The sequence below is a fragment of the Delftia sp. WSY_16 genome, assembly GCF_043104415.1.
GTDB classification, from domain to species: domain Bacteria; phylum Pseudomonadota; class Gammaproteobacteria; order Burkholderiales; family Burkholderiaceae_C; genus Comamonas; species Comamonas tsuruhatensis.
Genome location: NZ_JBICKS010000022.1, coordinates 1 through 13,221 on the forward strand (window position 1 = coordinate 1; position 13,221 = coordinate 13,221).

A 13,221-nucleotide genomic window follows, 5' to 3' on the forward strand; every position below is an offset into this window, starting at 1 on the left:
GCCATGCCCATCATTCGCTACCGCACGCGGGATTTGACGCGGCTGCTAGCGCCGACTTCGCGCAGCTTCCGGCGCATGGGCAAGATCGTGGGGCGCAGCGACGACATGCTCATCATCCGCGGTGTGAACCTGTTTCCGACGCAGATCGAGGAGATCGTGCTGCAGAACGCCCAGCTGTCGGGCCAGTACCAGCTGGTGGTCACGCGCGAGGGCAACCTGGACCGGCTGGCCGTGCGCTGCGAGATGCAGCCGGGCACGCACGGCGACACCGAGGCGCTGGCCCTGTGGGTGCAGCAGCGCATCAAGACCCTGGTCGGCGTGAGCGCCGAGGTCGAGGTGCTGCGGCCCGATTCCATAGAGCGCACCCTGGTGGGCAAGGCCCGCCGCGTGATCGACCACCGCAGCCGCTGAGCGCGCACAGGAGTCCCATGGCCCGAGGCCGATCTTCCGGATACGACGACCAGCGCGAACTGATCCTGGGCCATGCCGCCGCGCTGTTCGCGCGCAGCGGCTACCCCGGCACTTCGATGAACGAGGTGGCCCAGGCCTGCGGCCTGTCCAAGCCCACCATCTACCACTACTTCCGCGACAAGTACGCGCTGCTGGTGGACATCACCGACGGCCACATGACGCGGCTGCAGGCCCTGGTGGACGAGGTGCAGGCCATGGGCCTGCCGCCCGAGCCACGGCTGCGCATGCTGATCGAACGCTTCGTGCAGGAGTACGCCCATGCCCGCCATGCCCACCGCGTGCTGACCGAGGACGTGCGCTTCCTGCAGGACGAGGACCGCCAGCGCGTGGTGAGCAAGGAGCGCGCCGTGGTCGAGGCCTTTGCCCAGGCGGTGGCCCAGCTGCGGCCGGACGCCGACGGCGCGGGCCTGTCCAAGGCGCTGGCCATGCTGCTGTTCGGGATGATGAACTGGATGTTCACCTGGCTGCGGCCCGACGGAACGCTGGACCACGAGGCCATGGCCCCCGTGGTGGCCGACCTGTTCCTCGGAGGCTTGCCTGCCGTGCAGACCCCAGGCAAACCCGTGCATCAAACCGCTGGCAAAAAAATAGTTACCACGGTAAATTGTGGCGCCTGAAGGTGCCACGCCCCATCTAACACAAGGAGACAGACATGAAGCGTTTGACGAAACTGGGCCTGCTGGCCGCGACCCTGGCCACGGTCTGGGGCTCGGCCCTGGCCGACATCAATGTGGGCGTGGTGGTCTCGGCCACCGGACCGGCGGCCTCCCTGGGCATTCCCGAGAAGAACACCGTGGCGCTGATGCCGCGCACGGTGGCGGGCCAGAAGGTCAACTACATCATCCTGGACGACGCCTCCGACACCACGGCGGCCGTGGCCAACACGCGCAAGCTGATCAGCGAGAGCAAGGTCGACGTGATCCTGGGCTCCAGCATCACGCCCAACTCGCTGGCCATGGTGGACGTGGTCTCCGAGGCCAAGACGCCCATGATCACGCTGGCGGCCTCGGCCAAGATCGTCGAGCCCGTGGATGCCAAGAAGTTCTGGGTCTTCAAGACGCCCCAGCACGACGCCATGATGGCCGCCGCCATCGGCGAGCACATGGCCAAGGCCGGCATCAAGACCGTGGGCTACATCGGCTTCAACGACGCCTATGGAGAAAGCTGGCTGCAGGAATTCCGCAAGGTGGCCGAGGCCAAGGGCCTCAAGCTCACCGCCACCGAGGCCTATTCGCGCAGCGACACCTCGGTCACGGGCCAGACGCTCAAGCTCATGGCGGCCAAGCCCGATGCGGTGCTGATCGCCGGCTCGGGCACGCCGGCCGCACTGCCGCAGAAGTCGCTCAAGGAGCGCGGCTACCAGGGCAAGATCTACCAGACCCACGGCGTGGCCAATGCCGACTTCCTGCGCGTGGGCGGCAAGGATGTGGAAGGCACGCTGCTGCCCGCCGGCCCCGTGCTGGTGGCCCACCAGCTGCCCGACAGCAATCCGGTCAAGAAGTCCGCCGTCTCCTATGTGGAGGCCTACGAGGCGGCCAACGGCAAGGGCACGGCTTCGACCTTTGGCGCGCATTCCTGGGATGCGGGCCGCGTGCTCGAAGCGGCGATTCCCGCCGCGCTCAAGAAGGCCCAGCCCGGCACGGCCGAGTTCCGCGCCGCGCTGCGCGATGCGCTGGAGCAGACCAAGGACGTGGCCGGCGCCCACGGCATCTTCAACATGACGCCCACCGACCACCTGGGCCTGGACCAGCGCGCGGCCGTCATGGTCAAGATCGAGAACGGTACCTGGAAGTACCAGCCCTGAACCTGCAGGCCTGAGGCCGCAGCGGCTGCCGCGCCTGGCGGCGGCCGCTGTGGCGCTTGGCCGCGTCTGCTCGAAAGTCGATCATGGATCTGCAAATCGCCCTGCTGCTGGGGCAGGACGGCATCGTCAACGGCGCCGTCTACGGCCTGATGGCGCTGGCCCTGGTGCTGGTGTTCTCGGTCACCCGCATCATCTTCATCCCGCAGGGGGAGTTCGTCGCCTTCGGCGCGCTCACCCTGGCCATGATGCAGGCCGGACGCGTGCCCACCACGCTGTGGCTGCTGCTGGCCCTGGCCGCCGCCGTGCTGGTGGTGGACCTGCTGCGCTGGCGCGCGGGCAGCCAGGTGAGCTGGCCCGCCACCTTCCTGTGGTGCCTGGCGCTGCCGGCCATTGCCGTGGCCCTGGCCTGGGGGCTGCGCCCGTCCTCGCTGATGCTGCAGGCGCTGGCCACCCTGGTGCTGATCACGCCCATGGGGCCGCTGCTGTACCGCCTGGCCTACCGGCCGCTGGCCCATGCCTCGGTGCTGATGCTGCTCATCGTCTCGGTGGCCATGCACGGCGTGCTGGTCGGCCTGGGGTTGCTGTTCTTCGGTGCCGAAGGCTCGCGCACCCCCGCGTTTTCCGAGGCGCAGCTGCGCCTGGGCGACATCACGATCTCGGGCCAGTCCCTGGTGGTGGTGGGCGTGACCCTGGTGCTGGTGGCCCTGCTGTTCGTGTTCTTCGAGCGCTCCATGATCGGCAAGGCGCTGCGCGCCACGGCCATCAACCGCGTGGGCGCACGCCTCATGGGCATTCCCACGGCCATGGCCGGCGACGTGAGCTTTGCGCTGGCCGCGCTGATCGGCGCCATCTCGGGCCTGCTGATCGCGCCGCTGACCACGGTGTACTACGACACCGGCTTTCTGATCGGCCTCAAGGGCTTCGTGGCCGCCATCGTGGGCGGGCTGGCCAGCTACCCGCTGGCCCTGGCCGGCGCGCTGCTGGTCGGGCTGCTGGAGGCCTTCTCGTCGTTCTGGGCCAGTGCCTACAAGGAGGTGCTGGTGTTCACGCTGATCATCCCGGTGCTGTGGTGGCGATCGCGCAATAGCCACCATGTGGAGGAAGAAGAATGAGCGCCCCCGTTTCCTCGCAGGCCACGGCGCCTGCCAAGGCCGCTTCGGGCGGCATCAGCACGCGCGTGCTCACGGTGGCGGCCATTGCGCTGCTGGCCGCGTCCTGGGGCTTCCTGCCCGATTTCACCGTCGTCATCCTCAGCTACATCGGCCTGTTCGCCATGGTGGCCGCAGGCCTGGTGATGCTGACCGGCGTGGGCGGCATGACCTCGTTCGGCCAGGCGGCCTTCGTGGGCATCGGCGCCTATGCCACGGCCTGGGTCTGCACGGCACCGGCCTCGGTGGCCGCGCTGGGCGGGCTGGTGGGCGCGGCGGGCCTGCCCTGGGTGGGCCTGGCGCTGGGCCTGCTCATCACCTTCGTCGTGGCCTGGCTGCTGGGCGCGGTCACGGTCAAGCTGCAGGGCCACTACCTGCCGCTGTGCACCATCGCCTGGGGGCTGAGCCTGTACTACCTGTTCGGCAACATGGAGTTCCTGGGCGGGCAGACCGGCATCACGGGCATTGCGCCGCTGGTGATCGGCGGCGTCTCGCTGGCCTCGCCGCGCGCCATGGGCGTGGTGATCTGGGCCGTGCTGCTGGTGGCGCTGTGGCTGCTGCACAACCTGCTGGACTCGCGCGAGGGTCGGGCTATCCGCGCGCTGCGCGGCGGCCGCGTCATGGCCGAGTCCATGGGCATCGACACGGCGCACTACCGCGTCAAGCTCTTCGTGCTGGCGGCCCTGCTGGCCACGCTGTCGGGCTGGCTCTACGCCCACATGCAGCGCTTCGTGAGCCCGGCGCCCTTCAACCTCAACGTGGGCATCGAGTACCTGTTCATGGCCGTGGTCGGCGGCGCCGGCCACCTGTGGGGCGCGGTGCTGGGCGCCACGCTGATCACGCTGATCAAGCAAAAGCTGCAGGACATATTGCCGGCCCTGCTGGGCACCAGCGGCAACTTCGAGGTCATCGTCTTCGGCCTGCTGATGGTGCTGGTGCTGCAGCGCTTTGCAGAAGGCCTGTGGCCCACGCTGCAGGCGCTCACGGCGCGCTGGGTGCGCCGGCCCGTGTCCGATCTGAAGCTGGCGGACGCGGCGCCGCTGGCGCAGCGCGCGCTGCCTGCGGCGGGCCAGGTGCTGCTGGCGGCCGAGCATGTGACCAAGCGCTTTGGCGGCCTGGTGGCCAACAACGATGTGGCCATGACGCTCAAGGCCGGCGAGGTGCATGCGCTGATCGGTCCCAACGGCGCGGGCAAGAGCACTTTCTTCAACATGATCTCGGGCGTGGACTCGCCCACCGAGGGCCAGGTGCGCTTCATGGACCAGGCCATGAACGATGCGCCCTCGCGCCGCTTTGCCGCCCTGGGCCTGGGCCGCACCTTCCAGCATGTGCGCCTGCTGGGCCAGCGCAGCGTGCTGGAGAACGTGGCCGTGGGCGCGCACCGGCGTGCGCACCGGGGCTGGCTGGCCTCCATGCTGCGCCTGGACCGGGCCGAGGAGGCCTCGGTGCTGGCCGAGGCGCGCCGCCAGATCGAGCGCTGCGGCCTGGGCGCCTTCGCCGATGTGCCGGCCGCCTCGCTGGCCCTGGGCCAGCAGCGCGTCGTGGAGATCGCACGCGCCCTGGCCGGACAGCCTGCGGCCCTGCTGCTGGACGAGCCGGCCGCCGGCCTGCGCCACCTGGAAAAACAGGCCCTGGCCGACCTGCTGCGCCAGCTGCGGGCCGAGGGGCTGGGCATTCTCGTCGTGGAGCACGACATGGAGTTCGTCATGAATCTTGCGGACCGCATCACGGTGCTGGAGTTCGGCACCGTGATCGCCGAAGGCACGCCGGCCCAGATCCAGGTCAACCAGCGCGTGCTGGACGCCTACCTGGGCGGCGGCGACGACGACGAGGCAACCGGAGAGACGGCATGAGCGACACCCTTTTGCAGCTCAAGGGCCTGAGCGTGTCCTACGGTCCCGTGGAGGCCGTGCACCAGGTGGATCTGGATGTGCGCAGCGGCGAGATCGTCACCGTCATCGGCCCCAACGGCGCGGGCAAGACCACGCTGCTGTCGGCCGCCATGGGCCTGCTGCCCTCGCGCGGCGAGATCCATCTGGACGGCAAGCGCATCGCACGCCCCGGCGTCGAGGTCATGGTGGCCAACGGCGTGGCCCTGGTGCCCGAAAAGCGCGAGCTGTTCGGCGAGATGTCGGTGGAGGACAACCTGCTGCTGGGCGGCTTCTCGCGCTGGCGCCGGGGCCTGCGCGACCAGACGCAGCGCATGGACGAGGTCTTCGCCATCTTCCCGCGCCTGAGGGAGCGGCGCCCGCAGATGGCCTCCACCCTGTCGGGCGGCGAGCGCCAGATGCTGGCCATCGGCCGCGCGCTGATGGCGCGCCCGCGCCTGCTGCTGCTGGACGAGCCCTCGCTGGGCCTGGCGCCGCTGATCGTGCGCGAGGTGCTGCAGGTCGTGGCCGGCCTGCGCGACCACGGCGTCTCGGTGCTGCTGGTCGAGCAGAACGCGCGCGCCGCCCTCAAGGTGGCCGACCGTGCCTACGTGCTGGAGATGGGCGCCGTGGCCCTCAGCGGCGCGGCCAGGGAGCTGCTGCACGACCGGCGCATCATCGATACCTATCTGGGGATGGGGCGCAGTGCGGAGGCGGCGGCGGTGGCCTGAGACGCAACCCCCAGCCACAACGAAAAAGGCTGCCGGACCGGCAGCCTTTTTGCGTCTGCAGCGTGGCGCTCAGTCCAGCTTGATGTTGTTGGCCGCGATCACCCGACCCCACTTGCCGCGCTCGGCGCGCACGAACTGGCCCATCTGCTCGGCGCTGCCGGGCATGGGCTCCACGCCCATGGCGGCCAGGCGTGCCTTGGTGCGGGTGTCGGCCAGGGCCTGCTGGAGCGACTGGCTGAACTTCTTGACCACCTCGGCCGAGCTGCCCGTGGGCACGACGATGCCCTGCCAGGCATAGCCCTCGAAACCTTTCAGACCCTGCTCCTGCAGCGTGGCGATCTGGGGCAGCACGTCCACGCGGGCGGGGCTGGCCACGCCGATGGCCTTGAGCTTTTTCTCGCTCAGGAAGGGAATGATGGTGGCGCTGTCGGCCCACATGGCAGGGATCTGGCCGCCGACCACGTCCTGCACGGCAGGGGCCGCTCCTCGGTAGGGCACATGGGTCATGTTGGTGAGGCCCGCCTGCTCCCGGAACAGCTCGCCCACCAGATGGTGGGGGCTGCCCAGTCCGGCCGAGCCCCAGCTCACGCCGGTCTTTTGCTGTTTGGCCCAGGCCAGGAATTCGGCGAGGTTGGTGGCGGGCACCTCGTTGTTGACCACCAGCAGCATGGGAAAGCGCACCAGCATGCCCACGGGCTTGAAGTCGCGCTCGGCGTTGTAGTTGAGCTTGCTGAACAGGAAGGGGTTGGCCGCCAGCGTGGCGAAGTCGGCCGTGAACATGAGGTTGCCGTGGTCGCGCGAGCGGGCGCTGTACTCGGCCGCGATGTTGGTGCCCGCGCCGGGCTTGTTGTTGATGACGATGACCCGCTCCATGTTGCGGCCCATGGCTTCGGCGATGACGCGGGCGACCACGTCCGAGCCGCCGCCGGCCGCATAGCCCACGACCCATTCCAGGGGCTTGTCCTGTGCCAGGGCGGCAGGCCCTGCGGCCAGGGCCAGGCCCGAGCAGGCCAGTGCGGCCAGAAACTGCTTGCGTTGCATCCTTGTCTCCATGTTGTATGCGGCGCCCTTGTGAGATGTCCAAGGTGTGAGGCGGGCGCCTTTGTGGGGATGGCAGGCCGCCGTACGGGCGGCGGCGCGCGGCTTCAGGCGGCCGCGTGCACCGGGGCGACCGGCGTCACGGCGCCGCGCTCGGCCGGGTCCGCGCCGGCAGGGGCAAGTCCTGCGCTGGCGCGGGCCAGTTCGAGCGCATGCAGCAAGGTGCCCTGGTGGCCAATGTGGTTGGCCAGCAGCAGCACGAGGCGGGCATTGAGGGCATGGCTTTGCGCGGTATCGAGCCCCTGGTGGGTGGCGATCAGGGCTTCGTAGAAATCGTCGCAGGCCTGCAGGTTGGGGTGGGTGGACAGCAGCATGGCGGTCTCCTGTGAATGGGGCGTAAGAGGTTCAGGCCGTGGCGGCGGCGCCGCAGGCTCTTTGGAGAGCGGCGCGCACGCCGGCCTCGTCGGGGCGGCGCCAGCGCGCGCAGACATGCTGGTCGGGCCGCAGCAGGTAGCTGGTGCCGGGGCGCGCATCCAGGCGTCTGGCCGCCAGGCCGCGCGCATCGATGAGGTCGGCGTCTGGTGCATGGGCCTCGCCCTCTATCGCGATGGACAGGTTGAGCACGCCGGGCAGCGCCTGCGCCCAGGCCGGCGTGGGGCCGAAGTGCAGCAGCGTGAAGTCCGGGCCCAGGGCGCGCAGCAGCCAGGCCGTGCCGTCCACGCCGGGCCGGCGCATGGGCGCATCGGCCAGCACGGCGCCGGGCAGCTGCGTTCCGTCGAAGGTGTCGGTGTCGGGCGTGTTGAGCGCCGAGCCATGCAGCGTGGCCGGCACGGACAGCCGCCCGCTGTTGACGATGCGGCGCGCGAATTCATGGTCGCGCGCCAGGTCCAGCACGGCGTCGCGGAACAGGCGGCTGATCTCGCTCTTGGGCGTGATGAAGTCGGTGGCGCGCGTGGAGTTGCGGATGTTCTCGTCGGCCGCGTATTCGCGCTCGGCGCCATAGGTGGCGATCAGCGAGGCATCGGCCTGGCCGCGCAGCACGCGGTCCAGCTTCCAGGCCAGGTTCTCGGCATCCTGCACGCCACTGTTGGCGCCGCGTGCGCCAAACGGCGAGACGCCGTGGGCGCTGTCGCCCGCGAAGACCACGCGGCCATGGACGAAGCGGTCCATGCGCAGACAGGCGAAGGTGTAGACGCTGGCCCATTCCAGCTCGAAGGGCGCGTCCTTGCCCAGCAGGGCGCGGATGCGGGGAATGATGTTCTCGGGCTTTTTCTCTTCCTCGGGATCGGCGTCCCAGCCCAGCTGGAAGTCGATGCGCCAGACATCGTCGGGCTGGCGGTGCAGCAGCACGCTCTGGCCCGGGTGGAAGGGCGGGTCGAACCAGAACCAGCGCTCGGTGGGGAATTCGGCGTGCATCTTCACGTCGGCGATCAGGAAGCGGTCGCGGAAGATGCGGCCATGGCTTTCCTGGCCCAGCAGGCCGCGCAGCGGCGAGCGCGAGCCGTCGCAGGCCAGGACCCATTGCGCATCGATGCGGTAGCTGCCGTCGGGCGTCTCCACGGTCAGCAGCGCGCCCTCGGCCTGCGGCTCGAGCGCCGTGACCTTGCTGTGCCAGCGCAGGTCGATCAGCGGCAGCTGCAGGGCGCGCTCGACCAGGTAGGCCTCGGCGTAGTACTGCTGCAGGTTGATGAAGGCCGGGCGCTCGTGGCCGTCCTCGGGCAGCAGGTCGAAGCGGTACAGCGGCTGGTCCTTGAAGAAGACCTTGCCCAGGTTCCAGGACACGCCCTTGTCCACCATCGCCTGGCCCACGCCCAGGCGGTCCCAGATCTCCAGCGTGCGCTTGGAAAAGCAGATGGCGCGCGAGCCCGTGGACAGCCGGCAGTCGTTGTCCAGCAGCACCACGCGCTGGCCGCGCTGGGCCAGGTCGATGGCCAGCGACAGGCCTACGGGGCCGGCGCCGACGATGACCACGGGATGCCGGGCGGGCGTGTCCGCACCGGCGTCCTGGTCGGCATGGCGCTCGTAGGGGATGTGGATGGCCTGTATGTCTGCGCCGCTGCCGCGCAGCGCTTGCAGGGAGATGGCGGGGTGGGACATGGGGTTCGTCCTCTGTCGTGGGCGTATGAGAGAGAAAAGGCGCAGCCATCCCCGCCGGCATCAGGGAATGCCGGTGCGCGGGCGGGAGCGATGGGCAGGCGTGCCGGTGCTCAGGACCGGCACGCCGCCGTGGTTCAGCCTTCGAGCGCTTCCCACATCTGGCGGTCGCGCTCGGCGGTCCAGATGCGCGGGTCGGCATGGCCCGAGGCCTCGTCGTAGGCGCGGGTCACATCGAAGGGCATGCAGTGGTTGAAGATCACCCACTGGCCGTACTTGGGCTGCAGCTTGGCGAAGGCGGCCTCGTAGACCTTGCGCAGGTCCTGCTGGGCGTCGGCGCCGGCCTTGACCTCGGTCCACAGGTCGCTGATGAAGTCGCGCGTGCCGGCCAGGCCGGCCTGCACCTCGGCCGGCGTCTGCAGCGCGGCGCCCCGGCCTGGCACCAGCTTTTCGGGCTGCAGGGCGGCGATGGCGTCCAGCGTGTGCGGCCAGTCCTGGAAGTAGGCATCGCCCGCGTAGGGCGTGGCGCCGAACTCCACCAGGTCGCCGCTGAACAGCACCTTGTCCTGGGGCAGCCAGACTACGGTGTCGCCCTTGGTGTGGCCGCGGCCCAGCTGCAGGATCTGCACTTCCAGCTTGCCCAGCCACAGCGTCATCTTGCCGGTGAAGGTCAGGGTGGGCCAGGTCATGCCGTCGGGCACGCTTTCCACGTTCTGGAACAGGCGGGGAAAGCGGCCGATCTCGCTGGCCTTGTCCTGCTCGCCGCGCTCCACGATGAGGTCAAAGGTGTCCTGGCTGGCAATGATGTGTTCGGCGCCTTCCGCGAAGAAGGCCGAGGCGCCCAGCACGCGCACCGCGTGGTAGTGCGACAGCGTGACGTACTTGATGGGCTTGTCGGTGATCTCGCGGATGCGGCGGATCACGTCCTGCGCCATGACGGGCGTGGCCTGGGTGTCGATCACCATCACGGCGTCGTCGCCAATGATGATGCCGGTGTTGGGGTCGCCCTCGGCCGTGTAGGCGTAGGCGTGCTCGGAGAGCTTGTCGAAGCTGACCTGCTTGATTTCGAGGTCGGCGGCGGAGGCAAAGGTCTTGGTGGTCATGGGCATCCTGCTTTTGAAATGGACAAACGCATTTGTTTTTATCGAATGCCTGAATGCTAGGGAAAAATTCAACATTGAACAATTCGTTTGACATAGTGAAAAACCCTCGGAGCCGCAAACTCCGGGTTCCAGCCTTCACAATGCCTGCCATGTCCGATGCCGCCTCTTCCCCGAACAGCCCCGTCTTCCTTCCTGACAGCAGCGATGACGAGCCCGCGCGCGGCCCGCGCGGCATCCAGAGCGTGGAAGTCGGCGGCCAGTTGCTCAAGGCACTGGCACGCACGGGCCGGCGCATGGCGCTCAAGGATCTGGCGCGCGAGGCCGAGATGACGGCGGCCAAGGCCCACCCCTACCTGGTGAGCTTTTGCAAACTGGGCCTGATGGAGCAGGACCGCGCCAGCGGCCACTACGGCCTGGGGCCGCTGGCCATACAGATGGGGCTGATCAGCCTGCAGCAGGCCGATCCCGTGCGCCTGGCGATCGCCGAGCTGCCCGCGCTGGCGCAGGAGGTGGGCAGCACGGTGTCGATTGCCATGTGGAGCGGCCAGGGGCCGACCATCATCCGCGTGGAAGAGGGGCCCACCCATGTCTATGTGGCCATGCGCCACGGCACGCCCGCATCGCTGCGCCACACGGCCACGGGCAAGATCTTTGCGGCCTTTGGCGAGCCCGGGCGCATTGCGCCCCTGCTGGACGCGGAAGGCCACAGCCTGGAAGAGCCCGCCTTTGCAAAGGAGTTGGCCGCCATCCGCGCCAGCCGCCTGAGCCGGGTCGAGAACCAGCTGCTGTCAGGCGTGAGCGCGCTGGCCGTGCCGGTGTTCGACGGCTTTGGCCAGCTGGTGCTGGCCATTGCCGCCATCGGCCCCTCGGCCACGCTGGACCTGGACCCCCAGGGCCGGCCGGCCCGGCTGCTGCAGGCCCAGGCGCGCAGCCTGTCCCAGCGCCTGGGAGCGCCGGCCCAGGCCTGAGCCCGTCGCTTGCGGCGGCTCAGTTGGTGAGCAGCAGCTGATCCCGGGCAGGCGCACGCCCTTCCAGCGTGAAGCCGGCCACCGTGCGCGACAGGTGGTGGGCCTGTTCGTTGAGCACGGACGATGCGGCGGTGGACTCCTCCACCAGCGCGGCGTTCTGCTGCGTGGCGCGGTCCATGTCGGCCACGGCCTGGTTGATCTGGCCGATGCCCACGCTTTGCTCGGTCATGGCGCCGTTGATCTCGACAATGATCTGGGAGACGCGCTGGATGCCGTCCACGATCTCGCCCATGGTCTGGCCGGCCGCGCGCACGCGCTCCGTGCCCATGGCCACGCTGGCGCCGGAGGCGTCGATCAGGGTCTTGATCTCCTTGGCGGCCGCCGCGCTGCGATGGGCCAGGCTGCGCACCTCCGAGGCCACCACGGCAAAGCCCCGGCCCTGCTCACCGGCGCGGGCGGCCTCGACGGCGGCATTGAGCGCCAGGATGTTGGTCTGGAAGGCGATGGCGTCGATGACGCCGATGATCTCGCCGATCTTGGACGAGGCCCGGGAGATGTCGTCCATGGTACTCACGGCGCTGCCCACCACGTCGCCACCCTTGGTGGCCGAGCTGCTGGCCGACTGGGCCAGGCGCGTGGCCATGGCGGCCGCCTCGGCCGACTGGCGCACATTGGCCGTCAGCTGCGACAGCGAGGCCGAGGTCTCCTGCAGGCTGCTGGCCGAGGATTCGGTGCGGTTGGACAGGTCCAGGTTGCCCAGCTTGATCTCGTCGGTGGCGGTCTTCATGGACTCCACGCCGTTGCGCACATCCTTGAGCACGGTGCCGATCTGCTCGACGAAGCCGTTGAAGGACGAGGCGATCTGCGCCACTTCGTCATTGCCCGACACCGGCAGGCGCTGCGTCAGGTCGCCGCCGCCCGAGCCGATCTTGTCCATGGCGTCGCGCACCTGGGACAGACGCCGGAAGGACTGGGCCGTCAGCGCCGCCGCCACGGCCGTGGCCAGGCAGGCCAGCAGCACGATGGCGATGGCCAGCGTCTTGAGCACGCTTTGCAGGCCGGTCGTGGCCTCGGCCTTGTCCAGCGCGACCACCAGCAGCCAGTCCGTGCCCTGCACCGGGCGGGCCTTGAGCAGCTTGGCGCTGCCGCCCAGGTTCACTTCCAGCGGCGCCGTGGCGCTGGCCAGCGCAGTCAGCGCGGCCGGCGTCAGCAGCTCGGAGATGTCGGAGGTGGGCTTGAGCAGCAGCTTGGCATCGGCATGCGCCAGCACCTGGCCGTCACGGCTGACCACGAAGCCCAGGCTGCCGGGCGTGGGGCGGATGGCGGAGACCACCTCGCGCACGCCCTCCAGCGGCACGGCGCCGCTGATCACGCCCTGCAGCGCGCCGCCGCGCAGCATGGGCGCCACGAAGGCCACATAGGGCACGCCCGTGGTGGAGTCGCCATAGGGCTTGGTCAGGGCCAGCTTGCCGGCCTGTACGGCGCTCTTGTACCAGGGGCGGGCCGTGGGGTCGTAGTCGGGCGGAGTGCTGGTGGTGGACTTGTAGGTCTTGTCTTCCCAGCCCACCGTGGTGATGGGAAAGCCGCTGGCCTGGCCCATGTGGGCGGCAAAGCCCTGCGGGTCGCCGTGCTCGATCACGGCGGCGGCGGCGCTGACGGCGCGTGCCTTGGAGGCCACCCACTGGTCGATGGCCATGGTGTTGCCGGCGGTGATGGCGTCCAGGTCCTGTTCAATGGTCTGGAAAGTGCTGCCGCGAACGATGTGGTACGTGGCAGCCCCCGTGATGGCAAGGGCGCCGACCACGGTGGCTGTGCTGATGGCAAGGATCTTGGAGCGAAGGGTCTGGAGCATGGCGCGGCAAGGGAAGACTGAGGACTCCGCAAGCCGCAATGGCCGGGCATGCGGCCCTGTCATTAACGCACAATTTGTTTCATTTTTGACGACATGCCAACCCTGTGGTGGCGTGCACCAACTTGCGCGCAGCACCTGTCATAG

Annotated in this window: 12 protein-coding genes; 7 read left to right on the forward strand and 5 right to left on the reverse strand. The window is 69.2% G+C overall.

What is annotated here, in order from left to right; all coding sequences use genetic code 11:
* From ACF8O7_RS13215 to ACF8O7_RS13240, 6 genes are all read left to right on the forward strand, one after another.
* Positions 1-411: phenylacetate--CoA ligase family protein (locus tag ACF8O7_RS13215; protein ID WP_392443495.1), on the forward strand; the 411-nt coding region annotated here is incomplete at its 5' end.
* Between the two features lie 17 nt (positions 412-428).
* The gene (locus ACF8O7_RS13220; RefSeq protein ID WP_016454723.1) at positions 429-1,088 is read left to right on the forward strand and encodes a TetR/AcrR family transcriptional regulator; all 660 of its coding nucleotides are present in this window, start codon (positions 429-431) and stop codon (positions 1,086-1,088) included.
* 35 nt (positions 1,089-1,123) lie between these two features.
* Positions 1,124-2,275, forward strand: a complete 1,152-nt coding sequence (locus ACF8O7_RS13225) for an ABC transporter substrate-binding protein (protein ID WP_016449264.1) — start codon at positions 1,124-1,126, stop codon at positions 2,273-2,275.
* An 83-nt stretch (positions 2,276-2,358) separates the two neighbouring features.
* Complete coding sequence (locus ACF8O7_RS13230) at positions 2,359-3,387, forward strand: branched-chain amino acid ABC transporter permease (protein WP_012202505.1); 1,029 nt, start codon at positions 2,359-2,361, stop codon at positions 3,385-3,387.
* Complete coding sequence (locus ACF8O7_RS13235) at positions 3,384-5,276, forward strand: ATP-binding cassette domain-containing protein (RefSeq protein ID WP_392443497.1); 1,893 nt, start codon at positions 3,384-3,386, stop codon at positions 5,274-5,276. The genes ACF8O7_RS13230 and ACF8O7_RS13235 overlap by 4 nt, the downstream gene beginning before the upstream one ends.
* Positions 5,273-6,022: an ABC transporter ATP-binding protein gene (locus ACF8O7_RS13240; protein ID WP_047219451.1), complete on the forward strand. Its 750-nt coding sequence runs from the start codon at positions 5,273-5,275 to the stop codon at positions 6,020-6,022. The genes ACF8O7_RS13235 and ACF8O7_RS13240 overlap by 4 nt, the downstream gene beginning before the upstream one ends.
* Before the next feature lie 69 nt (positions 6,023-6,091).
* Here the strand turns inward: ACF8O7_RS13240 and ACF8O7_RS13245 are convergent, their stop codons facing one another.
* The 4 genes from ACF8O7_RS13245 to ACF8O7_RS13260 form a co-directional block, all read right to left on the reverse strand.
* Positions 6,092-7,063, reverse strand: a complete 972-nt coding sequence (locus ACF8O7_RS13245; RefSeq protein ID WP_126313026.1) for a tripartite tricarboxylate transporter substrate binding protein — start codon at positions 7,061-7,063, stop codon at positions 6,092-6,094.
* A 104-nt stretch (positions 7,064-7,167) separates the two neighbouring features.
* Positions 7,168-7,434, reverse strand: coding sequence for a DUF2783 domain-containing protein (locus ACF8O7_RS13250; RefSeq protein ID WP_013800326.1), 267 nt, complete (start codon positions 7,432-7,434; stop codon positions 7,168-7,170).
* A 31-nt stretch (positions 7,435-7,465) separates the two neighbouring features.
* On the reverse strand, positions 7,466-9,157 hold the full coding sequence (locus tag ACF8O7_RS13255) for an FAD-dependent oxidoreductase (RefSeq protein WP_126313027.1): 1,692 nt from the start codon (positions 9,155-9,157) through the stop codon (positions 7,466-7,468).
* Between the two features lie 134 nt (positions 9,158-9,291).
* The gene (locus ACF8O7_RS13260; protein ID WP_016449270.1) at positions 9,292-10,257 is read right to left on the reverse strand and encodes an MBL fold metallo-hydrolase; all 966 of its coding nucleotides are present in this window, start codon (positions 10,255-10,257) and stop codon (positions 9,292-9,294) included.
* A gap of 149 nt (positions 10,258-10,406) precedes the next feature.
* Here ACF8O7_RS13260 and ACF8O7_RS13265 point away from each other — a divergent pair, with 149 nt between their 5' ends.
* A complete protein-coding gene (locus tag ACF8O7_RS13265) occupies positions 10,407-11,225 on the forward strand; it encodes an IclR family transcriptional regulator (protein WP_016449271.1) in 819 nt (272 codons plus the stop codon).
* 19 nt (positions 11,226-11,244) lie between these two features.
* Here ACF8O7_RS13265 and ACF8O7_RS13270 read toward each other — a convergent pair whose 3' ends face one another.
* A complete protein-coding gene (locus ACF8O7_RS13270; RefSeq protein WP_043790849.1) occupies positions 11,245-13,077 on the reverse strand; it encodes a methyl-accepting chemotaxis protein in 1,833 nt (610 codons plus the stop codon).
* Between the last annotated feature and the right edge of the window lie 144 nt (positions 13,078-13,221).